Raw genomic sequence first — 26,412 nt, forward strand, 5'->3', positions numbered from 1 at the left:
ATTATCATCTAAAATTTATCCCACACTTTCCTACGCTAGTATGAACTAGTTCAGGTTCAAAGGGTTCGAGGACATGCCTCATCTCAGTTAAAAAACACCCCTAGTGCATATATTAATACTATATTTACAATGTATAATTTTTAAATTTAGAAGTCAAGGCAATTGTATATAGTAGGTCATCTTGCTCCAGTTTTTCATTTTCAACCGAAAAATGAGCGTCGTATTATAAATTTCATAGGTTAATTAATCTAAATTAATTAAAAGTTGATTTGTAAACTTTATCAAAAGTTATTAAAATTAAAAACGAACAAGTTTTATGATTAAAAAAAGTATTGGAAATTATTTTAATGTATATGTGCGCCATATAGTAAGATTTATTCATTTTTCAATCTAAAAAAGGAAATATAAACGTTGAATGCAAGTGAGGATTTAACGTTTTTTTATTGCAAAGAATGAATGATGATTGCAATTTATAAATTTTTTATAAGGAGAGAGAAAGAAGTATGAATTGGCTAGCAGTCCTATTATTCTTAGGCGTAGTTATCGGCATTAGTATTTATGCGTATTGGCGCTCGAAAAAAGTACAAACCGATAGCGCAGACGGTTATTTTATGGGAGGCAATACCTTAACAGGTTTCACCATTGCTTCAACGATTATCATGACCAACCTATCGACGGAACAACTAGTGGGTCAAAATGGTCAAAGTTATGGTAAAGGCATGGAGGTAATGGCGTGGGAGATTACTGCTGCCGTAGCGGTCGTCTTACTAGCATGGGTCTTCCTTCCTAAATATTTACGCTATGGTGTTTCTACCATTTCTGAATTCTTAGAGATGAGATACGATACATTTACGAAACGCTTTGTATCCATCCTATTTATCTTTACGCATGTAGTGTCATTTATGCCAGTTGTCTTATACTCAGGTTCTTTAGTATTTAATAAAATGTTCTACGTGGGAGATTATTTAGGCGTAAGTGACACAACAGCGACGATTATTATTTCACTAACAATCGGTATTATTGGGGTACTTTACCTCTTTGTAGGTGGTTTATCTATTAGCGCATTCAGTGATTCCATTTACGGTATCGGCTTAATCGTTGGCGGTTTAATCGTAACGTTAATTGGTTTACATCACGTGGGCGATGGTGGATTCGTCAAAGGTTTCGATCATATCGTTCAACATACTCCAGAGAAACTGAATGCATTCGGAGCAGTAAATTCAAATATCGTACCATGGCCAACATTATTCTTTGGTATGTTTTTCAATAACTTATTCTTCTGGTGCGCAAATCAAATGATTGTTCAAAAAGCACTAGCCGCTAAAAACTTAAAAGAATCACAAAAAGGTGCCATTTACTTAAGTATCTTTAAAATATTTGGACCTATCTTCACAGTGATTCCTGGTATCATTGCATATAATTATTTCAATGGTGGTATTGATAAAAACGATAATGCCTACCCAGCACTTATCCAAAGCATTTTACCAGATTGGTCATTAGGTCTCTTTGGTGCCGTAATCTTTGGTGCAATACTAAGTTCATTTGTTGGTTCATTAAATAGTACAACGACATTATTCACATACGATTTCTATCAACCCATCTTTGGTAAGAAAGCATCAGATAAACACATTGCCCGCGTAGGGCACGTAGCGACAGTTGTTATTGGTGCTATCTGTGTTGGTCTGTCACCATTCATTTCATTATTCCCAAGTGGTTTATATGCGATTGTTCAACAATTTAATGGTGTTTATAGTATGCCTGTGCTTGCATTAGTACTCGTAGCATTTTTCTCTAGACGTACCTCTAAGTTAGGTGCTAAAATAGCACTGTTTACACATATTATTTTATATGTCATTGTAAGTTTGGCATTCCCACAAATTAATTATCTCTATACATTTAGTGTCATCTTCTTTATTGATTTAATCATTGTACTTATTTTCAATAAATTGAAACCATCTAACGAATTTGACTTAAATACTAATAACGCTAAAGTGGACATCACACCTTGGAAATATCGCTATATTGCCGGTAGTATCATTTTAGCTTTAGTCGTGATTATTTATATCATCTTCTCACCATTAGTGCTAGCTAAATAAAGCACATTCATGTATAGCGTGTACGTTTAAAGATGCAATTTACCTTTAAACGTACACCTTTCGTTTATTTTTTTGAAAAAGGAGGGAGTCAACCTAATGTACACAATTGGACTCGTACCTTCGCCAGGTGTGGCACGCAAACATGTCGACCGTGCGATACCCAAGATACAAGCCTTACTGCAACAACATATTGATAGCAACACTGAGTGGCATTTCGAAACCAAGGTTGATTTATTAATCGGCTCAGCAGAGGATGTACACGAAAGTATAGACAAAGCTATCGAGTTAAAAAAGCAATATGAATGGGATATCGTTGTGTGTATTACCGACTTACCAAGTATCTCAGGTAACAAAGTTGTAATTAGTGACTTTGACAATGAACAACAGGTTGCCATGTTATCGATGCCTTCATTAGGCTGGGTCAATTTAGAACGCAAATTAGTTAAAAGTATTACCTCATTAATTGAACAGTTGTACTACAATAAGCCTAAATCACATCCGAATGTGTCACTTTTTATCCGTCCGAAAGCGGTAGAGCCTAGTGAGGATGACAGTACAAAACAACGTTATATCAATCCTTTCATCGTATTAGGATGGATTCAACTTATACTAGGATTAACGCGGGCGAATGAACCGTGGAAGAATATCTTTAACTTTAAAAAGATTATTTCCGTAGCATTTGCGACAGGAACTTATGTATCTATCTTCTCAATGCCATGGGAATTAAGTGTGCAATATTCTATTTATCGTTTTATTGTGTTAATGATGATTGCTGTTATTGGTATGGCAGGTTGGTTACTTTATGCGCACCAACTATTTGAACGTAAAACATCGAAATCTCAACGTGTCTATCGCTATATCTACAATGCTACGACAATGCTTACATTAATCGTAATTACATTGATGAACTATGTCATTTTATATGTCTTATTATCAATTAGTATTTCATTATTTGTACCTGTAAGCTTATTTAATAATTGGACAAGTGCGAACCCAGATTTTACTATTCGAAATTATTTAAGACTACTATGGTTTGTATCATCATTAGGTTTATTAGCTGGAGCGATGGGGTCTACAGTCGAAGACGAAGAAAAAATTCGACGTATTACGTATTCTTATCGTCAGTACCATCGTTATAAAGAAGTGGAACAAGAACAACAAGAAGAGGAAGAAAAACAACAATCTGCGTCTCAAGATGAGTCGCAACAACAAGTAGAACAATCCGCTTCAAATAATGAAGATAAAGATGAAGAACAATACGAAGGTAAGAAACAAGATCACAGAGAGGAGGATAATTCATGAGTAACAAAGATGAAAAAGTGATTGGTTTAGTAGTTGCTCCGGGCGTTACTGAAACGTTAGGCAAAAGTTTAATAGATGATTTACCAAACATCTTGTCGCAACAACCTAACAACCAACACAATTGGAAAATCGATCTCGTGGTTGATCCTCTGACTGGTTTCGCAGAATCTGTAGAAGAAATCTTCAAGAAAATTCATGATTATCATGATGAGAGACAATGGGATTATGTAGTAGGGCTTACCGATTTACCTATGTTTTATCAGCAACATGTACTCGCTTTAGATATTAACAAAAAGAACGGGGCAGCCATTTTTTCATATCCAGCATTTGGCTGGCGACCAGTTAAGAATCGTTTTAAAAATGCTATTGTCTCTATTATTAATGAAGTACATCGTTCAGAAGAACAAAACAAATCATACGATGATGATAATAGTATTCAGCACATGTTGGGTAAGCAGTTTCCTTTTTCAAATATTAAAAAGACAGAAGTTTATTTAGATGAAACAGAAACGAAGCATTTACGTTATTTATCTAACTCACGTACCACAGGTATGTTGCGTTTAGTCAGTGGTATGACTTTTGCGAACAATCCATTAAACATGATGGCAAGTTTAAGCAATATCGTTGCGATTGCTTTTACTACGGGCGCCTTTGGTTTGATATTTACAACTATGTGGCAAATGAGTATGGAATTCTCAATGTGGCGCCTCTTTGGCATATCAATCATTGCGGTGTTAGGTATGTTGATATGGATTATGTTATCCCATGATTTATGGGAACCTGTAAAGAAAGGTAAGAATAAACGTATTACGTGGTTATACAATTTAACAACTGTTATGACGTTATTGATTGCTATTATTATTTATTATATTATCTTGTATTTATTATTCTTAATTGCAGAACTCGTGCTATTACCGGCTAATTTCTTAGGCCAGCAAATAGGATTGAAAGGACCTGCAGGTATAGATTTATATCTTAGTATTCCGTGGTTCGCTGCTTCAATTTCTACTGTTGCAGGTGCAATTGGCGCTGGTCTATTGAATGATCAACTCATTAAAGAAAGTACGTATGGTTATCGTCAACAAATGCGTTATAATGATAGAAATCAATAAGCATTTAGTAGGATTAGGTTTGCTAAAGCCAGTGGAAGTGTCAGTGCTTCAATTGGCTTTATTTTTTATAATTATTTTTCGAGAAAATAATTATAGAAAATTTCAAAAAAGTCATTTAAAATTAAGCGTAAATACTATGTGTGTATACATTAAAAATAGAAAAACCTTATTTCACACTCATCATTGTTATTACTCTCATCAAGAAGTGAAAGGAAGGTCATTTATGAAATATTGTCCTCAATGTGGAAGTCAACTCAACGCTAATCAACGTTTCTGTAACAAATGCGGTCATGATATCAAAGCATTTGAACAGTATCGGGATAGCGGAATTTATTTCCAACCTCAATCACCAGAACCACCACAACTACAGCGTAAAGTTTGGCCGTGGGTTGTTATAGGTGCGCTTATAATTGCTATTATCATAGCAAGCTGTCTTACATATTATTTCTTCTTTATTAAAGACGACCATCAAACGTCAAATGAGTCTACTACTACACAACATACTTCAAAAACTGAAAAACAAAAAGATGAACAAAAATCATCCAATGACCATAAAAAATCTGAAAAACATGAATCAGAAAAAGATAAAGAAAATAAAGTTAAATCTCCAAAAATTGATGTCATGAGTGAAGATTTTGAAAGAACATATATGCAAAGTAATAATCTAGGTGGATATATGGGTATTCGCAAAGGTATGACACGTTCAGAAGTTGAAAAACTTGTCGGAAAATCTACCGGTACTTTAAAAGTAGATGGCTTTAAATGGGAGTCTACAAAGTATGGTAATTTAACCGTGGATTATGATACGAAAGGCGAGGATGGTAAAGTCATAGCAGTTGGTGTTTCTCCAGATCATGTCACTACAAGTGAATTTCTTGATCGTTATCCTGCTTACGACGATTACAGTGGTTCAGAAATTGTTTATAACAACTTTAAAGGTAATGGTTATTTAGTCGCTGTTGATATTGATCACGGATATATCGCTAAAATTCAATGTCTTGCTGAATAAATAATAGCGTATCTATTTTAATTCACTCATATTCAAATTTCACAAGCAACTTAGTCCTTCAATCATGAAAAGTGAAAGGTAGATGAATATATGAAATATTGTCCTCAATGTGGTAGCCCGTTAAAAGAAAATCAACATTTTTGTAATCGATGTGGATGTGATATCCAAAACTTTAAATACGGCTATACTCAAGAAAATCATTATTTTCCACAAGAGCCGAAGCGGAAACGTCATATTTGGCCGTTTGTGGTTATCGCTATACTTGTTATAGCGATTATAGTAAGTAGTTGCTTCACGTATTATCACTTTTTCTTAAAAGGGAATGAACAAGCACAAAGTAAACCAACTACTACTCAACACGTTGCCAAAGAAGAAGAGAAACAAGGTGAGCATAAAATTTCAAACGACCCTAAAAAAGCTGAAAAACAAAGAGCCGAACAAGAAAAAGAAGAGAAAACAGATAAAGATAATGCACCACAACCACCTAAAATTGACGTCCTATCAGATGACTTTCAAACAACATATATGCAAAAGAACAATATAGATTCATTTATGGGGATAAAAATAGGGATGACTAAAGACGAAGTAGAAAAACGTTTTGGAAAAGGAAAAATAATGCCTCATATTAATGGTTTTGATGATGATTATATAAAATATGGTAATATAGCTGTCATTTATAATCCAAGAACTCATGATAATACAGTATGGGGTATAGCTATAGCTCCAGATAATGTAAGTGAAAAAGAATTTATACGTAAATATAATAATTACGATCAACACTCAGCTTCAGGCCAGTATATTTACAACAATGTCAAAAATAACGGTTTTGAAATTTTAGTAACTCCAGAGAATGGTAAAGTTGTATTAGTAGAGTGTATTCCAGAATATTAAAAATTAGAAACCACTTTAGGTTAAGGCTAAAGTGGTTTTTGTTTATCTATCATTTCTTCTTTATCAAAGATACTCCCTAAATTCCCTTGACTTTCTACGCAAAACTCGATAAAGTATTAACATATTATTCTGACAATTCCGATAGGTATTAGATAAATAAATTTGTGAACACTGAGGGGGCACCATAAGTTTATGTCAGTACCGAAGATTACATATGAGAGCTTTAATGGCGATCCATTTATTGACTCTATTTCCACAGATGACGCTACAAAGGGCGCTTACGAAATTTTAGAATGGGCATACCGCACATATGGTGACTCTATTGTTTATTCATGTAGTTTCGGAGCAGAGAGTATGGTGCTTATTAATTTGATTTCACAAATTAAACCAGATGCTCAAATTGTATTTTTAGATACTAATCTACATTTTCAAGAGACGTATGATTTAATTGATAGAGTGAAAGAACGCTTTCCACAACTTCGTATTGAAATGAAACAACCGGACTTAACACTTGAAGAACAAGCGGAGAAATATAATCCAGCACTTTGGAAGAATAATCCTAACCAATGTTGTTACATTAGAAAGATTAAACCGTTAGAAGAGGTTTTAGGTGGCGCAGTTGCTTGGATCTCAGGGCTACGTCGTGACCAATCTCCTACACGTGCACATACTAATTTCATTAATAAAGATGAGCGTTTTAAATCAATTAAAGTTTGTCCATTAATTTATTGGACTGAAGATGAAGTTTGGGATTATATCAAAGCGCATGATTTACCATACAACGAATTACATGATCAACATTATCCAAGTATTGGTTGTATTCCATGTACTGCACCTGTTTTTGATTCTGAAGATTCTCGTACAGGTCGTTGGTCTAATTTTGAAAAGACTGAATGTGGTCTTCACGTTGCAGATAAACCTTAATCATTAAGGTGAAAATTTTTTAAGTATAAAGCTTAGTGTTTTGGTAGGTTTTTGGGAACAAAAATATATCCGAATTTTATTGTAAATCCGGATATATTTCTTACATAATAAAGATAGTATTTAAAATAATATTGAATTGAACTTTTACGGAACAAGAGGTGGATAACATTGAATTTAAGTGTCACAAATAGTCCTTTTACAGAAGGTCAAGCCACACAAATTAATGAATTACTACAGACGCTTACACCAGAGCAAAAAGTATGGTTAAGTGGTTACTTAGTTGCGAATCAACAGTTTACAGCGAATGGTGCGCCAGCTCAATCTCAAACTGCGGCATCAAATCAAGCAACAGCTCAAGGCGAACTATCTGCCAACACAGAAGCGATGTTGCAAGACAAAGAACCTGCTATTACACCAGAGAAACGTAGTATCACATTACTTTATGGTTCAGAAACAGGTAATGCGCAAGGTTTGGCAGAAATCTTTGAAGAACGTTTATCAAACATTGGTCATAACGTTACTTTAAAAGCAATGGATGAATTTAAACCTAAAAATCTTAAAAATGTTGAAGACTTATTTATTATTACATCTACACAAGGTGAAGGGGATCCACCAGATAACGCAGCTGAACTTCATGAGTTCCTTCATGGGCGCAAAGCACCGAAGCTTGAAGGCGTGCGCTTCTCTGTATTAGCGCTTGGTGATCAAACTTATGAATTCTTCTGTCAAACAGGTCGTGACTTTGATAGAAAGCTTGGCGAATTAGGTGCTGAAAGAATTTATGATCGTGTAGACTGCGATGTTGATTATGAAGAAGACGCTGAAAAGTGGATGGCTAACGTTATTAATGCTATCGATACAGCACCAGACGGCACACAAAATGAACAAGTTGTAAGTGAATCTATTAAATCGGCAAAAGAGAAGAAATTCTCAAAATCAAATCCGTATCAAGCAGAAGTATTAGAAAATATTAACTTAAATGGTCGAGGTTCTAATAAAGAAACACGTCATATTGAATTCTTATTAGATAACTTTGGTGAAGAATATGAAGTAGGGGATTGTTTAGTCGTCTTACCACAAAACGATCCAGCTTTAGTTGATTTACTTATCAGTACATTAGGCTGGGACCCAGAAGACCAAGTACAAATTTCTGATGAAGGTGATACTTTATCACTTGAAGATGCCTTAACAACTCATTTTGAAATCACAAAATTAACCAAACCACTACTTATTAATGCAGCTACATTATTTGATAATGATGAGTTAAAAGAAAAAGTAGAAGATAACGAATGGGTTCAAAGTTATATCGAAGGTCGTGACTTAATCGACTTATTAAATGATTTCGATACAACAGAATTACAACCAGAAAATCTATATCAATTACTTAGAAAATTACCACCAAGAGAATACTCAATTTCAAGTAGTTATAAAGCTTTGCCAGATGAAGTACATATTACAGTAGGTGCTGTGAGATACAATGCGCATGGCCGTGATCGCTCAGGCGTATGTTCTGTACAATTCGCTGAACGTATTCAACCAGGCGATACAGTACCGATTTATTTAAAACGTAATCCAAACTTTAAGTTCCCAACAGATGGTGACACACCAGTGATTATGATTGGTCCTGGTACAGGTGTTGCGCCATTTAGAGCTTATATGCAAGAACGCGAAGAAAATGGCTATAAAGGCAATACTTGGTTATTCTTTGGCGATCAGCACTTTACAACTGATTTCTTATATCAAACTGAATGGCAAGAATGGTTGAAAGACGGTACATTAGGCAAGATGGATGTCGCATTCTCACGCGATACAGATGAAAAAGTTTATGTGCAACATCGTATTTCAGAACATAGTGCACAGTTTAATGAATGGCTACAAAATGGCGCTTCAATTTATATTTGTGGCGATGAAAAAAACATGGCTAAAGACGTACATCAAGCGATTCGCAACGTCTTAATTAAAGAACAAAACTTATCTGAAGAAGACGCTGAAGCATATCTTAAACAAATGAAAAAAGAAAAACGTTATCAACGTGATGTGTACTAAAGAAGGGGTGGTATTTAATGGCTAAAACTAATAAGCAATTATCTGATGAATTAAACCAAAAGCTTGATGCCTTAGAATATCTCAAAGACGATAGTAATTATTTACGTGGAACGATTGAACAAGGCTTAGCAGATCCTTTAACTGGTGCTATTTCTGACGATGATACGAAATTATTAAAGTTCCATGGTAGCTATCAACAAGACGATAGAGATATACGTGACGAACGTCGTAAACAGAAGCTTGAACCGGCATACAGCTTTATGATTCGTGTTCGTCTACCAGGAGGTAAAGCGACACCGGAACAATGGTTAGCAATGGATGACATTTCAGAGCGTTATGGCAATCAAACGTTGAAATTAACGACACGTCAAACGTTCCAATTCCATGGTATTTTAAAACGTAATTTAAAAACTTCAATGCAAAAGATTAATGAAGCAGTACTTGATACAATTGCAGCGTGTGGGGACGTCAATCGTAATACGATGTGTAACCCTAACCCATATCAATCAAGTATTCATAAAGAAATTAATGATTATGCGACAGCAATTAGTGATCATTTATTACCTAAAACAAATGCTTATCATGAAATTTGGTTAGATGGAGAGAAAGTTTTAGATTCAGCTGAAGAAGTGGAACCAATGTACGGTAAGAAATATTTACCACGTAAATTTAAAATTGGTATCGCAGTTCCACCTTCAAATGACATTGACGTCTACTCTCAAGATATTGGTCTTATCGCTATTGTTGAGAACGAAGAACTTATCGGATTCAATGTCACAATTGGTGGCGGTATGGGTATGACGCATGGTAATCCTGATACGTATCCTCAAGTAGGACGCTTAGCTGGATTTATCCCTAAAGATAAAGCTGTTGACGTTTGTGAGAAAATTTTAACGATTCAACGTGACTACGGTAACCGTGAGAATCGTAAAAATGCACGTTTCAAATATACTGTGGACCGCTTAGGTGTAGAAAAGGTAGTTGAAGAACTTAATTCACGCTTAGGATGGGACATTGAAGAGGCACGTGACTTTGAATTTGAACATAACGGCGACCGTTTAGGTTGGATTGAAGGCGAAGAAGGCGTTTGGAATTATACGCTATTTATTCAAAATGGACGCGTCAAAGATACCGAAGATTATCAATTAAAAACGGCATTGCGAAAAATCGCAGAAACACATACGGGCGACTTCAGATTATCTCCAAACCAAAATTTAATTATTGCAAATGTAACTTCTGAGAAAAAAGAAGAAATCCAAAGTCTTATTGACCAATATGGTTTAACAGATGGCAAGAATTATACAGGCTTACGACGTAATTCAATGGCTTGTGTAGCCTTTCCAACATGTGGCTTAGCCATGGCAGAATCAGAACGTTACCTACCATCATTAATTACTAAGATTGAAGATTTATTGGATGAAGCGGGTCTTAATGATGAGGAAATTACGATTCGTATGACAGGTTGTCCAAATGGCTGTGCTAGACCAGCACTTGCTGAAATTGCATTTATCGGTAAAGCGCCTGGTAAATACAACATGTATTTAGGTGGCGGTTTTAAAGGTGAACGCTTAAATAAATTGTATAAAGAGAATATTGGCGAACAAGAAATTCTTGAAAGCTTACGTCCTATTCTTATTGATTATGGTAAAGAACGCCTTGAAGGTGAACATTTCGGCGACTTCGTGATTCGCTCTGGTGTAGTAGCTAAGGTTCATGGTGGCCAAGATTTCCATAGTTAATTTTCAAAAAAAGAAAGAACGGGGGGTGACAGGATGGGAAATGTTTATCTAGTAGGCGCAGGACCTGGTGATCCTGATTTATTGACGATTAAAGGTATGAAGGCGATTCAAGCGGCAGACGTGATTCTGTATGATCGTTTAGTGAACAAAGAAATCTTAGAATTAGCGAAACCATCAACAAAATTCTTCTATTGTGGTAAAGACCCGAATAAATATTCCTTACCGCAAGAGGAAACGAATCGAATGTTAGTCAGTTTAGCTAAGAAAGGACATACGATTACGCGTCTAAAAGGGGGCGACCCGTTTGTCTTCGGTCGTGGTGGTGAAGAAGCGGAAATCTTAGCGCAACACCAAATCCCGTTTGAAATCGTCCCCGGTATCACATCAGGTATTGCAGCACCAGCATATGCGGGCATTCCAGTTACGCATAGAGATTATAGCTCTTCCGTGGCGTTTGTCACGGCGGTGAATAAGCCTGGTATGTCGAAGGAAGCGTACTGGGAACATCTTGCACATGGACCAGAAACATTATGCGTTTATATGGGTGTGAAACGTTTACCTGAAATTTGTGAATTGCTTATCCGTCATGGTAAATCGATAGATACACCTGTTGCGTTAGTACATTTAGGAACGACTACTTCCCAGAAGACTGTTACCGGCACATTAGGCACCATCGTCGAACAAGCATCTTCAATCAAGAATCCGGCGATGATTGTGATTGGCGATGTAGTGCAAATGAGACAGAAGATTAGCTGGTTTAAAGAACAAGTTGCTGAATTAGAAATGACCTTACCTTAGTTATAATGTAGGTAAGTAAATCGGCATAGAGGCGAAGTGAATGGGGGAAACAGTATGAATAGTATGCCACTCATGATTGATTTAACTGATAAACATATTGTTATTGTTGGTGGCGGAAAAGTTGCAACAAGACGGGCCACTACATTAATAGCGTATTGTCCTAATATTCATATTGTGAGTCCTTCACTTACACCAGCCTTACATACTTTAGTGACTGAAGGTCGCATTTCATGGAGTAAGAAAGCCTTTGAACCAAGCGACTTAGAGGGCGCTTACCTTGTAGTCGTTGCGACAAATGAGCCTAAAGTGAACACCCAAGTGAAAGAAAGTTTGCCTAAAGGCGTCTTACTTAATCATGCAGCAGACGCACAGGCAGGAGATGTCACATTTCCTAGTATTTTAAAACGTGGACGACTGACGATGAGTGTTTCAACGAACGGCGCAAGTCCTAAACTAGGGGCGCACATCATCTCTACATTAAGTGAGATGTACGATGAACGTTATAACACCTATATAGAATTTTTGTATCAAAGCAGACAGCGCATTAAAGCTTTATCAATTGAGCCATCTGAAAAACAAAACTTATTACAACAGATATTATCTGAAACATATTTAAATGAAGATCAGCAACGAGAATTCATGCGATGGCTCCAATCACAAGTTTAATATGAAGGGGCGTGTGATATATGAGGAAATTATTTATATTTGCATTAGCTGGATTTTTAGCCCAACTTGTTGATGGATCACTCGGAATGGGTTTCGGGGCCTCATCATCATCTATTTTGTTAACGTATGGTATTGCACCTGCGATTGTATCAGCCACTGTGCACTTTTCTGAAATTGCAACGACAGCAGCTTCAGGGACATCGCATTGGAAATTTGAAAATGTACATAAACCGACCATGTTAAAGCTAGCGATTCCTGGTGCAATCAGTGGGTTCATTGGCGCTGCATTATTGACGCGAATACATGGCGACTATATCAAACCATATATCGCTCTATTTTTACTTTCAATGGGAATTTATATTTTATATCAATTCCTCATTAAACGACATAAGGAACTTCACACGCATGTTGGAAAGTTAAGTAGTGCAAAACTTGTGCCACAAGGCGCTATCGCTGGTTTTTTAGATGCCATTGGTGGTGGCGGATGGGGACCTGTCAATACACCTTTATTATTGGCAAGTCATAAGATTCAACCGCGTTATGCTATTGGTACCGTGTCAGCGAGTGAGTTTTTCGTTACATTGTCAACATCGTTAAGTTTTATTCTCTTTTTAGGGATCACACAAATTAATTGGTGGTTTGTCATCGCGTTAAGTGTTGGCGGTATGTTAGCAGCACCTATTTCTGCGTATCTTACTAAAATATTACCAATTAATATTTTAGCTATTTGTGTAGGTGGGTTAATCATTTTCACAAATAGTAATGCATTGCTAAAATACTTTGATAGTGATGCCACAATAACTAATATTATTAGATTCGCAATTATTTGTGCGATTGTGATTTTAGTGATTATCACACTTATTCGCAACAAAAAATTGTCTTTTTCTTATAAGTAAAACCGAGTAAACTAATCAATTTAATTAGAAAAAAGGGTTATGAAATTATGGCAGCAAATGAAACAATTAATAATTATACAATCCAACCACATGGTGGTGAATTAATTAATCGTGTAGTTGAAGGTGCAGAAAGAGAAACTTTAATCGAAGCTGCAAAGTCTTTCAAGAAGATTACGTTAAACCCATGGGCAATTTCTGATTTAGAATTAATTGGTATTGGCGGTTTCAGTCCATTAACTGGTTTCATGGGCGAAGCGGATTACACTAAAGTTGTTGAAGACACACATCTTGAGAATGGTTTAGTATGGAGTATTCCAATCACATTGCCAGTAACTGAAGATGAAGCAGCCAAATTAGAAGTTGGCGATGACGTGGCGATTTACGGGGAAGATGGCGAATTATACGGTACGTTAAAACTTGAAGAAAAATATACGTATGACAAAGAAAAAGAAGCGCAAAATGTTTATGGTACAACTGACGAAGCACATCCTGGTGTTAAAAAAGTTTATGACAAAGGTAACGTTTATTTAGCTGGTCCTATTCAATTAGTGGATCGTCCGAAACATGATGAATTCTCAGATTATCATTTAGATCCAGCTGAAACACGTCAATTATTCCATGATCTTGGCTGGAAAACAGTTGTAGGTTTTCAAACACGTAACCCTGTTCACTGTGCACATGAATATATTCAAAAATCAGCGTTAGAAATTGTAGATGGATTATTATTAAATCCATTAGTAGGTGAAACAAAAGCGGATGATATTCCAGCAGATGTACGTATGGAAAGTTATCAAGCGATTCTTAAAAATTACTTCCCGAAAGATAGAGCACGCTTAGTGATTTATCCAGCAGCAATGCGTTATGCAGGACCACGTGAAGCCATCTTACATGCGACAGTCCGTAAAAATTATGGTTGTACACATTTCATCGTCGGCCGTGACCATGCAGGTGTAGGCGATTACTATGGTACGTACGAAGCTCAAGAACTTATCTCTCAATTTGAAGATGAATTAGATATTCAAATCTTGAAATTTGAACATGCTTTTTATTGTGAAAAATGTGGCAACATGGCTACAGCTAAAACATGCCCACATGATGCATCAGAACATGTTCATTTAAGCGGTACAAAAGTAAGAGAAAAATTACGTAATGGTGAATCATTACCAACTAAATTCTCAAGACCAGAAGTAGCAGAAGTATTAATTAGAGGTTTGAAACAACAATAAGTGGAGGGAAAAGCATGAGTCAATCAAGTAATATTACATGGCACGATTCTGAAGTAACGAAAGCAGAAAGACAACAACAGAATGGTCATAAAAGTGTAGTGATTTGGTTTACAGGTTTATCAGGTTCTGGTAAATCAACCGTTTCAGTTGCACTTGAACAAGCATTATTTGAACAAGGGAAACATGCCTATCGTTTAGACGGCGATAATGTACGTCATGGTTTAAACAAGAATCTAGGATTTAGTCCTGGAGATCGTAAAGAAAACATTCGTCGTATTGGTGAAGTAAGTAAACTCTTAGTAGACGCTGGTACAATTGCGATTACAGCGTTCATCTCTCCATATAGAGAAGACCGTGATGACGTACGCGCTATCTTAGAAGATGACGAATTTATCGAAGTTTATACAGAATGCAGCGTTGAAGAATGTGAGAAAAGAGACCCTAAAGGTCTTTATCAAAAAGCACGTTCAGGCGAAATCAAAGAATTTACTGGTATTAGTGCGCCATATGAAGCACCTAAAAAACCAGAAATTACTATTAATACAGAACAGCAAAGTGTAGAAGAATCTGTAGAAGTGATTCTTAACTACTTAAAAGAGAAACAATATATTTAATTAAATGATTTAAACGCATTATCGACATTAAATGATGTTGATAATGCGTTTTTTTAATTATATACAGAACTTATTTTATATTATAAATAAAACTTAATATTTAAAAAGGGTAGATTTGATATAATTGTGTAAACGCTTTCTTTTGATAAATGGGAATATTGGGAGAATGCAACTGAATGAATTTGGGGGGATTTCATGCATGATAATAGTATGTGGTTAACGGTTATGGGGATTTTAATCATAGGGACTATCGTGAGATTATTGATTGCGAAGAAAATCAGTCCAGTAGTAGGTATGATTTTAATTCCAAGTGTTGGGGCATTGATTTTAGGTTATGGCATAGGGGATTTAGTAAAGTTTTTTAACAGTGGTTTAGAATCTGTAATAAACGTAGTCATTATGTTTATCTTTGCTATTATATTCTTCGGCTTGATGACAGATAGTGGCTTATTTAAGCCCATTGTTAAACGCTTGATTTTAATGACAAGAGGTAATGTTGTCATTGTAAGTGTTATTACGGCAGTTATTGGAATGTTTGCACAGTTAGACGGCGCTGGTGCGGTAACTTTTTTACTCTCAATTCCAGCATTATTACCACTATATAAAGCGTTAAACATGAATAAGTATTTATTAATTTTATTACTAGCAATTAGTGCAGCTATTATGAATATGGTACCTTGGGGCGGACCAATGGCACGTGTGGCTTCTGTATTAAAAGTTAAAAGTGTCAATGAATTGTGGTATGGCTTAATACCAGTACAGATTATTGGTTTCATTTTAGTCCTCATGTTCGCGATGTATTTAGGCTTTAGAGAGCAAAAAAGAATTAAAAAGGCTATTGATAAAGGAGAATTAGAACCAACTATTGATATTGATATTCATAAACTTGTGAGAAATTACGAACGTGATCAAGATATTAAATTTCCAGTAAGAGGTCGTGCAGTGAAACATGGTTGGGTCATTTGGGTTAATATGTTGTTGACTGTCTTAGTTATTTTAATGATGTTTACGAATATCGCACCACCAGAATTTGCATTTATGATTGGTGTAGCAGTTGCATTAATTATTAACTTCCCAAATGTAGACGATCAGATGAATCGATTAAAGGCACATGCGCCCAATGCTCTAATGATGGCGGCTGTTATTATTGCGGCGGGGATGTTTTTAGGAGTATTGAATGAAACAGGAATGTTAAAAGCTATCGCAATCAATCTTATTAAAATCATTCCAGATGGGGTAGGGCCATATTTACATATTATTGTAGGTATCTTTGGTGTGCCTCTTGATTTATTAACAAGTACAGATGCTTATTATTTCGCATTACTTCCTATAGTAGAACAAACAGCAAGTCAGTTTGGGGTTAATCCAGTTTCTACAGCATATTCAATGGTTATCGGTAATATTGTAGGTACATTCGTAAGTCCATTCTCACCTGCACTTTGGTTAGCAATTGGACTTGCTGAAGCGAATATGGGTACTTATATTAAATATGCTTTTTTTTGGATATGGGGCTTTGCGATAGTCTTGCTTATCATCGCAATGTTAATTGGCACAGTAACAATTTAATAAATATTAATAGGATAAAGCACTGCTTTATCCTATTTTACTGAAATAAAACATCTTTGAAATAATCAGATAAATTACAAGCTTTAGAGAGACACTGTTGAAAAAAAGCATAAACCCACTGGCATGGCTTGGTTATAGAAGTTGTAATAAACTCTGACTTTTTTTACAAACGCCGTCACATTATTATGATTCATTTACAAAAGTTTAACATTGCACACAAACCCTTGTATGTCTGTTAGAGTGTGTCTTGTCGTTAATTAACGAGAAAAAATTCTTAAACATTACTTAAATATGTTAATAAATGTAAATTGCAGGTAGCCACGAGAAAAATCATTTTCAAACAAATCTAGGAGGATATTTAATTATGAAAAAAATCGCTACAGCTACAATCGCAACAGCAGGTATCGCAACTTTCGGACTAGCAAATCACGATGCAGATGCAGCGGAAAACAATAATGGATATAACCCTAACGATCCTTATTCATATAGCTACACTTATACAATTGACCAACAAGGTAACTATCACTATAACTGGCAAGGTAACTGGAGCCCAGCACAAGCGCAACAAGGTGGTCAACAAACTGCAAACAACCAAACTCAAAACTACAATTATAACTACAGCTATAACTATAATAATGGCTACACTCAAAACCAAACTACAAACAATAACACACAATCATATAATACAAACAACAATACTCAATCATATACTGCTAACAACAACGGTGGCGGCTTAGGTTCAAATTATTCAACATCAAACCGCAACGTTCAAGTAATAACTCAAAAAGCCCCAACAACACAATCAGCAAACACATCAAGCAGTAAAGCATTCGCAGGTAAATCAAGCTCAGGCGCTAACCTTTACACAGCTGGCCAATGTACTTACTACGTATACGATAAAGTAGGCGGCTCAATCGGTAGCACATGGGGCAACGCAAATAACTGGGCAAATGCAGCAGCACAAAGCGGTTACACAGTAAACAACACACCTAAAGCAGGCGCTATTATGCAAACAACTCAAGGCGCTTATGGCCACGTTGCATACGTAGAGAACGTAAACAATGACGGCTCAGTTAACGTTTCAGAAATGAACTACAATGGTGGTCCTGGTGTTGTTTCAACACGTACAATCTCAGCTAGCCAAGCAGGTTCATACAACTATATTTCATAATCCGAAGTCAATTTAACCACGATACCTTACAATAGGGTCTCGTGGTTTTCTTTTGTTTTGGAAAAAGGCCAAGGCACGTTTTCTCACTTTATGATTGAAGCCGAAACAGAACGGGAAACATATATATATAAAGAAATACAACAATATAAATACATGATTGCCTAATGTTGAAAGAAGGTGAGTTAACATGGCACTTGATATCTTTAAATGGATCATATTAATCTTAATTGTTGTTGTAACAATTGGCGTTATTTTTGGATTAATATGGGGTTCATTATTTGAAGAACGTGCTTATGATAAACGTTCTAAAAAAGAGAAAAAGAAAAATTTAGAAAAAAACTTAGACATGGCTAAAGGTCATACAGATGATGAAGAAACTAATGACGATTTAAAAGATGTTTCAACTAAAACTAAAAAACTCAAAGACAATAAATATAAATAAATGAATTGCTCTTGAAAGTAAATTGGATGTTTACTTTCAAGGGTATTTTTATTTGACTATATAATTGATAATCATTATCATTTATAATAAAGTTAATTTTCAAAAATTAGTATAGTTATATACGTTTGGCATATTAAAGTGTTAGAATAAGTATGTTAAAAAAATCACAATAATTTTTAGAATTAGTTAGGAGCTTTCATCATGCTACTATTTGTAGTAGAAATTGCCATCATGATATTGGCCATATTACTAGGACTTAGAACAGCTGGAGCTTTAGGATGTGGCATCTTCGCTATCGTCGCGCAACTTATCATGATATTTGGATTTCAATTACCTCCGGGATCAGCACCTGTTACTGCAGTATTAATCATTTTATCTATTGGTATCGCTGGTGGTACCTTACAAGCTACAGGAGGCATAGATTATCTAGTCTATCTCGCTTCAAAAATTATCGAACGATTTCCTAGATCAATTATCTTTATTGCACCAATCATTGTCTTTCTATTTGTATTTGGCGTAGGAACAGCGAATATTGCCTTATCATTAGAACCAATTATCGCTAAAACAGCAGTAAAAGCGAATATACAGCCTAAACGACCGTTAACGGCTTCAGTACTGACAGCGAACTTAGCATTATTATGTAGTCCTGCAGCTTCTGCGACAGCATATATTATTTCAGTTATGGCAGGCTATGATATTTCAATGGGCAAATATTTAAGTATTGTACTACCAACCGCTATTATTACGATATTACTGTTAAGTGTTTTCTGTACATTTGTAGGACGTAAAACAACAGTAACTGAAAGTGAAATTGCACATACACCTGACGTTGAAGTGGCGCCTTCATTTTCAAAAAAAGTAAAAATTGGTGTTATCGCATTCTTATTATGTGTTGTAGGTATTTTAACATTTGGCATCTTCCCAGATTTAATGCCTACTTTCAAAGTTGATGGCAAAGAAGTAACGCTCACAATGACTGAAATTGTGCAATTCTTTATGTATTTAAGTGTGGCAGTTAACTTATTGCTACAAAAAATTAATACAAGCGATATTTTATCTTCTAATATTACGCAATCAGCCATCGGTGCACTCTTCGCCGTATTAGGACCAGGATGGCTAGGAGCAACTATCTTTAATGCACCTCAAAATTTAAAAATTATCAGAGATGACATTGGTAAAACAATACAATCTGTACCTTGGTTAGTTATTATCTTAGTAGCGGTGGTAGCAATGATTGTTATTTCACAAACAGCTACTGCTTCAATTATGGTGCCGATTGTGATGAGTATGGGCATTCCACCATTGTACTTCATCGCAATGGTCCAAACATTGAACGTTAACTTCGTTATTCCAGCACAACCGACGATCCTCTTTGCGGTTAGCTTAGATGAGACAGGACGAACACGACCGACTAGCTTTATCATCCCAGGCTTCTTCGCCATTGCAATTTCAGTCATCGTCGGATTTACGATGAAAACAATATTAGGATATTAATATAATTAAAAAACTATTAAGTTTAAACTTTTGTTTGAGCTTAATAGTTTTTTTATAAAAAATAAAAATTCATTTATAAGTTATAAATATACATTATTAATACAATGTAAAATTCATTCAATTCGTTAAATTTAAACTTAACACTGTTGTGGTGGCAATTTATAGAGCTTGAATTTTTGACGCTTAATATATATTTATTCAGGCATACAGTGTAGTTTAACTGAATGTAATTTGCATTTTTATTTAATTTTAGATATTGTCTTGATGTGCATTAAACGTAAGAAAATCACAAGTTGAATGATTGATTCATTTTATAAAGAGGAGGAACATAATCTTGAAAAAAGAAAAAATTATGGACTGGCCAACCTTTATAGGCACGGTGATTGTATTACTAGTTGCAGTTATACCCATGATGGTATTTCCACAAGCCAGTGAAACTGTTATTACAGACATCAATAGTGCAATATCTAATTCTATTGGCTCGGTATACTTATTTATGGGGCTAGCCATTTTATTTTTCGTGTTATACATTGCATTTGGGAGATATGGCAATGTCACTTTAGGTAAAGCTACAGACAAGCCTGAATTTAACAACTTTAGTTGGGCTTCAATGCTATTTTGTGCTGGTATCGGTTCGGATATTCTGTATTGGGGTGTCATTGAATGGGCATTCTATTACCAAGTACCACCTAATGGTGCGAAAGGCATGACAGATGAGGCACTTACATACGCAACGCAATATGGTATGTTCCATTGGGGTCCTATAGCTTGGGCAATTTATGTTTTACCTGCATTACCAATCGGTTATCTAGTCTTCGTCAAAAAACAGCCTGTGTATAAAATTAGCCAAGCATGCCGTCCAGTATTAAAAGGGCAAACGGATAAATTTTTAGGTAAAGTTGTAGATATACTCTTTATCTTTGGCTTGCTTGGTGGTGCTGCAACATCATTAGCACTTGGCGTACCTATGATTTCAGCTGGTATTGAGAAATTAACAGGTATTGATGGAGAAAATATGGTTATGCGTTCAATTATTTTATTAACGATTACTGTCATCTTTGCGATCAGTTCTTATACTGGTTTGAAAAAGGGCATACAAAAGTTAAGTGACGTGAACGTATGGTTATCATTTCTTTTATTAGCCTTTGTTTTTATTGTGGGACCGACAATTTTTATTATGGAAACAACGATTACAAGTTTCGGTAATATGATAAGAGATTTCTTCCATATGGCTACTTGGATGGAACCATTTGGAGGTATTAAAGGACGAAAAGAAACAAACTTCCCACAAGATTGGACTGTATTCTATTGGTCATGGTGGTTAGTATATGCGCCGTTTATTGGCTTATTTATCGCACGTATTTCAAAAGGTCGTCGTCTTAAAGAAGTAATTTTAGGTACTATCATTTATGGTACTTTAGGATGTTTATTATTCTTCGGTATTTTCGGTAACTACGCAGTTTATTTACAAATTACTGGTGAATTTAATGTAATTAATTTCTTAAATGCGCATGGTACTGAAGCGGCGATTATTGAAGTAATGCATCAACTACCATTCCCAACTATTACAATTATTTTATTCTTAATTTCAGCATTCTTATTCTTAGCTACTACGTTTGATTCAGGTTCATATATTTTAGCAGCAGCTTCACAGAAAAAAGTATTAGGTGAACCTTTAAAAGCTAACCGTTTATTCTGGGCATTTGCATTATGTTTATTACCGTTCTCATTAATGTTAGTAGGTGGGGAACGTGCATTGGAAGTACTTAAAACGGCATCGATACTTGCCAGTGTGCCACTTATAGTCATATTTATCTTTATGATGATTTCCTTTATTATCACGCTTAATCGAGATCGTATTAAGCTTGAAACTCGAGCGGATAAACATAAAGAAATTGAACGACGCTCATTACGTATCGTTCAAGTAAAAGAGAAACCAGAAGACGATAATTTATAGTTAAAAAAAGTCTAAATTAAAAGCACCTTATCACGTTAAATTGATTTAACATGGTAAGGTGCTTTTTTATTGAATCTAAAAACTATAAGTTTTTATAAGTATATTAGTCCTCTTCAGGAATAGGATAATGTTCAAAAATTTGACCTGACTCAATGGCATAGCTTAGATTTTCTAACCACTTACAATATTGTTTAGTATGATCAAGTTGAGCTTGAACCTTGTCAACTTCTAACTGGGCAGTTTCATCTAGTTCATAATTCTGTTTCGTTTCTTGAAGTAAGGCTTCTGCTTTTTCGACTGCCTCTAAATTTGTATCTACTTCACGTTCCCATTTTTGGGTGAAGAAGTTACGGAAGAAGTTGAAGAAGTTCTTTTCGGCGATAAAATGCTGTTTACGACTTCCACGCGTGAATTGTTGTTTAACAATATCGAATTCCTGTAATTTTTTAACACCAGCACTCATACTAGGTTTACTCATTTGAAGGTGTTCTCTCATTTCATCTAATGTCATACTACCTTCGAATACCATTGTGCCGTATAAATTGCCGACGCTTCTATTCGTTCCATACAAATCCATTGTTTCTCCGATAGAGTTAATCACTAAATCTTTTGCTTCTTCAATCTTTTGCTCGTAATTAACTGAACGTGTCATAGTGCACCTCTATTCTTACTTGTTTATTACTACGAAATAATTAAATTAATACTCGCATTTTCTAATTCTCAATCATTATAAATTGTTTTATTGAAAGTTTCAAAAGTACATTTTCATTTAAAGAGTTTTTGGTCTTTCATTTTCATAAAAAATCAAGAAATTGTGAACGAGGTTAGAGTTTGCATGGCTTAGAAAAGTGTGCTACGCTAGTTCTGTAAAATTCGTTAAATAAAAATTTAACAAACTTAACGGAGGTCGAATGATGGAACTTGTAGAAAAATTGTCTAATCGTCAATATATCGATGGTGAATGGGTTGAAAGTTCAAATAAAAATACTAGAGAAATTCTAAATCCTTATAATCAAGAAGTTATTTTCACTGTTGCAGAAGGCACAGCTGAGGATGCAGAACAAGCTATTCTAGCAGCGCGTCGTGCGCTTGAGGATGGCGAGTGGTCATTAGAAACAAGTGAAGTCAAAGGTAAAAAAGTAAGAGCAATTGCTGATAAAATTACGGAGCATCGTGATGAACTAGCAAAATTAGAAACATTAGATACTGGTAAGACATTAGAAGAGTCTTATGCAGATATGGATGATATTGCGAACGTATTTACGTATTTCGCAGGCCTAGCTGATAAAGACGGTGGCGAAATTATTAATACACCTATTCCAAATACAGAGAGTAAAGTACTTAAAGAACCGGTTGGTGTTGTTACACAAATTACACCATGGAATTATCCATTGCTTCAAGCATCTTGGAAGATTGCACCAGCATTGGCTACAGGTTGTTCATTAGTAATGAAACCAAGTGAAATCACACCGCTTACTACAATTCGTGTATTCGAATTAATGGAAGAAGTAGGTTTCCCTAAAGGTGTCATTAACCTTGTATTAAGTAGTGGTGAGGAAATTGGTGATACATTATCAGGTCATAAAGAAGTCGATTTAGTATCATTTACAGGCGGTATTGAAACTGGTAAACACATTATGAAGAATGCGGCCAACAATGTTACTAATGTGGCATTAGAACTTGGTGGTAAAAATCCAAATATTATCTTTGATGATGCTGACTTTGAATTAGCTGTAGATCAAGCGTTAAATGGTGGTTACTTCCACGCAGGACAAGTGTGCTCAGCAGGTTCACGTATCTTAGTTCATAACGATATTAAAGATGACTTTGAAAAAGCACTTATCGAACGTGTAGGTAAAATTAAATTAGGTAATGGTTTCGATGATGAAACTGAAATGGGTCCAGTCATTTCAACAGAACATCGCGATAAAATTGAAAAATATATGGAAATTGCTAAAGAAGAAGGGGCAACAATCGCGATTGGCGGTAAACGCCCTGACAGAGAAGATTTACAAGAGGGATTATTCTTTGAACCAACAGTTATTACGGATTGTGATACATCAATGCGTATTGTTCAAGAAGAAGTATTTGGTCCAGTTGTAACTATTGAAGGCTTCTCAGATGAAGAAGAAGCGATTCGCTTAGCTAATGATTCTATTTATGGTTTAGCTGGCGCAGTGTTCTCAAGAGACATTGGAAAAGCGCAACGTGTCGCAAACAAACTTAAACTTGGCACAGTTTGGATTAATGATTTCCATCCTTATTTCGCTCAAGCACCATGGGGTGGATACAAACAATCAGGTATTGGTCGTGAATTAGGTAAAGAAGGCTTAGAAGAGTACTTAGTAAGTAAACATATTTTAACTAATACACAACCAGAACCAGTAAATTTCTTTAGTAAGTAAAGCGTAATGTTAGAAGTAAGGGACCGTTAATTACAAGCTATAACGGTCCTGTTTATATGGATTGTGAAATAAGCGTATCGAACTTAAAGACAAATGAGATAAACAGAGTGACATTTTAAGGGAGGACGAATTCAATATGAGTAATAAAAAAGCATATGATTACGTCATTATTGGTGGCGGTAGTGCTGGATCAGTACTAGGTAATCGTTTAACTGAGGATAAAGATAAAAATGTATTAGTATTAGAAGCTGGACGCAGTGACTATCCATGGGACCTATTTATTCAAATGCCTGCAGCATTAATGTTCCCATCAGGTAATCCATTTTACGATTGGATTTATCAAACGGAAGAAGAACCACATATGGGACGTAAAGTAGACCATGCCCGTGGTAAAGTACTAGGTGGTTCAAGTTCTATCAACGGTATGATTTATCAACGTGGTAACCCAATGGATTATGAAGGTTGGGCAGAGCCAGAAGGTATGGAAACATGGGACTTTGCACACTGTTTACCATATTTTAAACGTTTAGAAAAAACATATGGTGCAGCACCATATGATCAATATAGAGGACATCAAGGACCAGTGAAATTAAAACGTGGTCCAGCAACAAATCCTTTATTCAAATCATTCTTCGATGCTGGTGTTGAAGCAGGTTATCATAAAACAAAAGACGTGAATGGTTATAGACAAGAAGGCTTTGGACCATTTGATAGCCAAGTGCATAATGGTCGTCGTGTGTCAGCTTCAAGAGCGTACTTACATCCAGCAATGAAACGCAAAAATTTAACGGTTAAGACACGTTCATTCGTTACTAAAATTCATTTTGATGGTAATAAAGCAACAGGCGTAACATTTAAACGTAATGGTAGATATCATACAGTTGAAGCTGGTGAAGTGATTTTATCTGGTGGTGCGTTTAACACACCACAATTATTACAATTATCAGGTATTGGTGATGCTGAATTCTTAAAATCTAAAGGTATTGAACCTCGTATGCATTTACCAGGTGTAGGCGAAAACTTTGAAGACCACCTTGAAGTTTACATTCAACATAAATGTAAAGAACCGGTATCATTACAACCAAGTTTAGATATCAAACGCATGCCTTGGATTGGATTACAATGGATATTTGCACGTAAAGGTGCCGCAGCGTCTAACCATTTCGAAGGTGGCGCATTTGTAAGATCAAATGATCAAGTTGATTATCCAAACTTAATGTTCCATTTCTTACCAATTGCAGTAAGATATGACGGACAAAAAGCACCAGTTGCACACGGTTACCAAGTGCATGTGGGACCTATGTATTCTAATTCTCGCGGTAGCTTGAAGATTAAATCAAAAGATCCTTTTGAAAAACCAAGCATTGTATTTAATTACCTATCAACAAAAGAAGATGAGCAAGAATGGGTAGAAGCAATCCGCGTAGCAAGAAATATTTTATCTCAACATGCAATGGATCCTTACAATGGCGGCGAAATCTCACCAGGACCATCTGTTCAAACAGATGAAGAAATATTGGATTGGGTACGTAAAGATGGCGAAACTGCCTTACACCCTTCATGCAGTGCGAAAATGGGACCTGCATCAGATCCAATGTCAGTGGTTGACCCATTAACAATGAAAGTACATGGTATGGAAAATTTACGTGTTGTCGATGCTTCAGCTATGCCAAGAACAACAAATGGCAATATTCACGCACCTGTATTAATGCTTGCTGAAAAAGCAGCAGACATTATTCGTGGCAAAGAACCACTTGAACCACAATACGTGGACTACTATAAACATGGCGTGAGCGATGAAAAAGCAGGCGCAATGGAATTTGACCCTTATTATACACACTAAATATTTATAGTCAGTAGGCTGGGATATTATTAAATATCTCAGCCTTATTTAGCATATTGGCAAGTACTGACTGGTTTAAAAATGCGTTTCAATTAGGTTTTCAAATATAGTCATTATTATAGGAGACATGAAATTTTTTTATAAATTCGATTTCTGCTCTCCTCTCATTTTTATATTTGAACCTTTAAGTCAAACCTCCTAGCAACAATTTTAAT

Annotated in this window: 21 protein-coding genes and 1 riboswitch; of the genes, 20 read left to right on the top strand and 1 reads right to left on the bottom strand. The window is 35.6% G+C overall.

The genetic code is table 11. From position 1 onward, the window contains the following. Positions 1 to 10: 10 nt before the first annotated feature. Positions 11 to 112, bottom strand: a riboswitch (TPP riboswitch). A 391-nt stretch (positions 113 to 503) separates the two neighbouring features. The 18 genes from LIX58_RS05970 to LIX58_RS06055 all read left to right on the top strand — a co-directional run bounded on the left by LIX58_RS05970 (position 504) and on the right by LIX58_RS06055 (position 21,949). Then, complete coding sequence (locus LIX58_RS05970; RefSeq protein ID WP_154838128.1) at positions 504 to 2,096, top strand: solute:sodium symporter family transporter; 1,593 nt, start codon at positions 504 to 506, stop codon at positions 2,094 to 2,096. 96 nt (positions 2,097 to 2,192) lie between these two features. Further along, on the top strand, positions 2,193 to 3,398 hold the full coding sequence (locus LIX58_RS05975; RefSeq protein ID WP_126565696.1) for a 5,10-methylene-tetrahydrofolate dehydrogenase: 1,206 nt from the start codon (positions 2,193 to 2,195) through the stop codon (positions 3,396 to 3,398). Then, entirely contained in the window at positions 3,395 to 4,510 is a 1,116-nt protein-coding gene (locus LIX58_RS05980) for a 5,10-methylene-tetrahydrofolate dehydrogenase (RefSeq protein ID WP_126565695.1), read from the top strand. The genes LIX58_RS05975 and LIX58_RS05980 overlap by 4 nt, the downstream gene beginning before the upstream one ends. A gap of 223 nt (positions 4,511 to 4,733) precedes the next feature. Continuing rightward, positions 4,734 to 5,519, top strand: a complete 786-nt coding sequence (locus LIX58_RS05985) for a zinc-ribbon domain-containing protein (protein WP_168210244.1) — start codon at positions 4,734 to 4,736, stop codon at positions 5,517 to 5,519. Between the two features lie 90 nt (positions 5,520 to 5,609). Continuing rightward, the gene (locus LIX58_RS05990) at positions 5,610 to 6,410 is read left to right on the top strand and encodes a zinc ribbon domain-containing protein (RefSeq protein WP_154838126.1); all 801 of its coding nucleotides are present in this window, start codon (positions 5,610 to 5,612) and stop codon (positions 6,408 to 6,410) included. 192 nt (positions 6,411 to 6,602) lie between these two features. Further along, positions 6,603 to 7,334 (top strand): phosphoadenylyl-sulfate reductase, encoded by a 732-nt coding sequence (locus tag LIX58_RS05995; protein ID WP_226386168.1) that lies wholly within the window; start codon positions 6,603 to 6,605, stop codon positions 7,332 to 7,334. Positions 7,335 to 7,502: 168 nt separating this feature from the next. After that, positions 7,503 to 9,380 (top strand): assimilatory sulfite reductase (NADPH) flavoprotein subunit, encoded by a 1,878-nt coding sequence (locus LIX58_RS06000; protein WP_126565690.1) that lies wholly within the window; start codon positions 7,503 to 7,505, stop codon positions 9,378 to 9,380. Positions 9,381 to 9,397: 17 nt separating this feature from the next. Further along, positions 9,398 to 11,119 carry an assimilatory sulfite reductase (NADPH) hemoprotein subunit gene (gene cysI, locus LIX58_RS06005; RefSeq protein WP_154838120.1) on the top strand — a complete coding sequence of 574 codons (1,722 nt, stop codon included), beginning with the start codon at positions 9,398 to 9,400 and terminating at the stop codon, positions 11,117 to 11,119. Positions 11,120 to 11,152: 33 nt separating this feature from the next. Then, a complete protein-coding gene (gene cobA / locus LIX58_RS06010) occupies positions 11,153 to 11,917 on the top strand; it encodes a uroporphyrinogen-III C-methyltransferase (protein WP_126565688.1) in 765 nt (254 codons plus the stop codon). Between the two features lie 54 nt (positions 11,918 to 11,971). Then, positions 11,972 to 12,583: an NAD(P)-binding protein gene (locus LIX58_RS06015; RefSeq protein WP_154838118.1), complete on the top strand. Its 612-nt coding sequence runs from the start codon at positions 11,972 to 11,974 to the stop codon at positions 12,581 to 12,583. A gap of 20 nt (positions 12,584 to 12,603) precedes the next feature. Next, positions 12,604 to 13,479 carry a sulfite exporter TauE/SafE family protein gene (locus LIX58_RS06020; protein ID WP_154838116.1) on the top strand — a complete coding sequence of 292 codons (876 nt, stop codon included), beginning with the start codon at positions 12,604 to 12,606 and terminating at the stop codon, positions 13,477 to 13,479. A 47-nt stretch (positions 13,480 to 13,526) separates the two neighbouring features. Next, positions 13,527 to 14,705, top strand: coding sequence for a sulfate adenylyltransferase (gene sat, locus LIX58_RS06025; RefSeq protein WP_226386169.1), 1,179 nt, complete (start codon positions 13,527 to 13,529; stop codon positions 14,703 to 14,705). A 14-nt stretch (positions 14,706 to 14,719) separates the two neighbouring features. Then, positions 14,720 to 15,319 (top strand): adenylyl-sulfate kinase, encoded by a 600-nt coding sequence (cysC, locus tag LIX58_RS06030; protein ID WP_126565685.1) that lies wholly within the window; start codon positions 14,720 to 14,722, stop codon positions 15,317 to 15,319. A 195-nt stretch (positions 15,320 to 15,514) separates the two neighbouring features. Then, a complete protein-coding gene (locus LIX58_RS06035; protein ID WP_154838112.1) occupies positions 15,515 to 16,885 on the top strand; it encodes a CitMHS family transporter in 1,371 nt (456 codons plus the stop codon). A 364-nt stretch (positions 16,886 to 17,249) separates the two neighbouring features. Then, on the top strand, positions 17,250 to 18,056 hold the full coding sequence (locus LIX58_RS06040; protein WP_126565683.1) for a CHAP domain-containing protein: 807 nt from the start codon (positions 17,250 to 17,252) through the stop codon (positions 18,054 to 18,056). 187 nt (positions 18,057 to 18,243) lie between these two features. After that, positions 18,244 to 18,498, top strand: coding sequence for a hypothetical protein (locus tag LIX58_RS06045; RefSeq protein ID WP_126565682.1), 255 nt, complete (start codon positions 18,244 to 18,246; stop codon positions 18,496 to 18,498). A gap of 201 nt (positions 18,499 to 18,699) precedes the next feature. Continuing rightward, on the top strand, positions 18,700 to 19,992 hold the full coding sequence (locus LIX58_RS06050; protein ID WP_126565681.1) for an anaerobic C4-dicarboxylate transporter family protein: 1,293 nt from the start codon (positions 18,700 to 18,702) through the stop codon (positions 19,990 to 19,992). 334 nt (positions 19,993 to 20,326) lie between these two features. Continuing rightward, positions 20,327 to 21,949, top strand: coding sequence for a BCCT family transporter (locus tag LIX58_RS06055; protein WP_154838110.1), 1,623 nt, complete (start codon positions 20,327 to 20,329; stop codon positions 21,947 to 21,949). A 103-nt stretch (positions 21,950 to 22,052) separates the two neighbouring features. On the opposite strand, the gene cudC is transcribed toward LIX58_RS06055, so the two are convergent. Further along, positions 22,053 to 22,601, bottom strand: a complete 549-nt coding sequence (gene cudC, locus LIX58_RS06060; protein WP_126565679.1) for a choline uptake/conversion transcriptional regulator CudC — start codon at positions 22,599 to 22,601, stop codon at positions 22,053 to 22,055. Positions 22,602 to 22,863: 262 nt separating this feature from the next. On the opposite strand from cudC, the gene betB reads away from it, so the two are divergent. Beyond that, complete coding sequence (gene betB, locus LIX58_RS06065) at positions 22,864 to 24,354, top strand: betaine-aldehyde dehydrogenase (protein WP_154838108.1); 1,491 nt, start codon at positions 22,864 to 22,866, stop codon at positions 24,352 to 24,354. 136 nt (positions 24,355 to 24,490) lie between these two features. Then, positions 24,491 to 26,197, top strand: a complete 1,707-nt coding sequence (gene betA, locus LIX58_RS06070) for a choline dehydrogenase (RefSeq protein ID WP_126565677.1) — start codon at positions 24,491 to 24,493, stop codon at positions 26,195 to 26,197. The last annotated feature ends 215 nt before the right edge of the window (positions 26,198 to 26,412 follow it).

The sequence above is a fragment of the Staphylococcus sp. Marseille-Q1834 genome (genome assembly GCF_916858875.1).
GTDB lineage: Bacteria > Bacillota > Bacilli > Staphylococcales > Staphylococcaceae > Staphylococcus > Staphylococcus pragensis.

Excerpts from the sequence above, each read along its gene's own strand:
- cobA (WP_126565688.1), top strand. The coding sequence starts at position 11,153 with ATGGGAAATGTTTATCTAGTAGGCGCAGGACCTGGTGATCCTGATTTA.
- betB (WP_154838108.1), top strand. The coding sequence starts at position 22,864 with ATGGAACTTGTAGAAAAATTGTCTAATCGTCAATATATCGATGGTGAA.
- LIX58_RS05995 (WP_226386168.1), top strand. The coding sequence starts at position 6,603 with ATGTCAGTACCGAAGATTACATATGAGAGCTTTAATGGCGATCCATTT.
- LIX58_RS05990 (WP_154838126.1), top strand. The coding sequence starts at position 5,610 with ATGAAATATTGTCCTCAATGTGGTAGCCCGTTAAAAGAAAATCAACAT.
- LIX58_RS06045 (WP_126565682.1), top strand. The coding sequence starts at position 18,244 with ATGGCACTTGATATCTTTAAATGGATCATATTAATCTTAATTGTTGTT.
- LIX58_RS06040 (WP_126565683.1), top strand. The coding sequence starts at position 17,250 with ATGAAAAAAATCGCTACAGCTACAATCGCAACAGCAGGTATCGCAACT.
- LIX58_RS05980 (WP_126565695.1), top strand. The coding sequence starts at position 3,395 with ATGAGTAACAAAGATGAAAAAGTGATTGGTTTAGTAGTTGCTCCGGGC.
- betA (WP_126565677.1), top strand. The coding sequence starts at position 24,491 with ATGAGTAATAAAAAAGCATATGATTACGTCATTATTGGTGGCGGTAGT.
- LIX58_RS06050 (WP_126565681.1), top strand. The coding sequence starts at position 18,700 with ATGCTACTATTTGTAGTAGAAATTGCCATCATGATATTGGCCATATTA.
- cysI (WP_154838120.1), top strand. The coding sequence starts at position 9,398 with ATGGCTAAAACTAATAAGCAATTATCTGATGAATTAAACCAAAAGCTT.
- cudC (WP_126565679.1), bottom strand. The coding sequence starts at position 22,601 with ATGACACGTTCAGTTAATTACGAGCAAAAGATTGAAGAAGCAAAAGAT.
- LIX58_RS05975 (WP_126565696.1), top strand. The coding sequence starts at position 2,193 with ATGTACACAATTGGACTCGTACCTTCGCCAGGTGTGGCACGCAAACAT.
- LIX58_RS06035 (WP_154838112.1), top strand. The coding sequence starts at position 15,515 with ATGCATGATAATAGTATGTGGTTAACGGTTATGGGGATTTTAATCATA.
- LIX58_RS05985 (WP_168210244.1), top strand. The coding sequence starts at position 4,734 with ATGAAATATTGTCCTCAATGTGGAAGTCAACTCAACGCTAATCAACGT.
- LIX58_RS06020 (WP_154838116.1), top strand. The coding sequence starts at position 12,604 with ATGAGGAAATTATTTATATTTGCATTAGCTGGATTTTTAGCCCAACTT.
- LIX58_RS05970 (WP_154838128.1), top strand. The coding sequence starts at position 504 with ATGAATTGGCTAGCAGTCCTATTATTCTTAGGCGTAGTTATCGGCATT.
- sat (WP_226386169.1), top strand. The coding sequence starts at position 13,527 with ATGGCAGCAAATGAAACAATTAATAATTATACAATCCAACCACATGGT.
- cysC (WP_126565685.1), top strand. The coding sequence starts at position 14,720 with ATGAGTCAATCAAGTAATATTACATGGCACGATTCTGAAGTAACGAAA.
- LIX58_RS06015 (WP_154838118.1), top strand. The coding sequence starts at position 11,972 with ATGAATAGTATGCCACTCATGATTGATTTAACTGATAAACATATTGTT.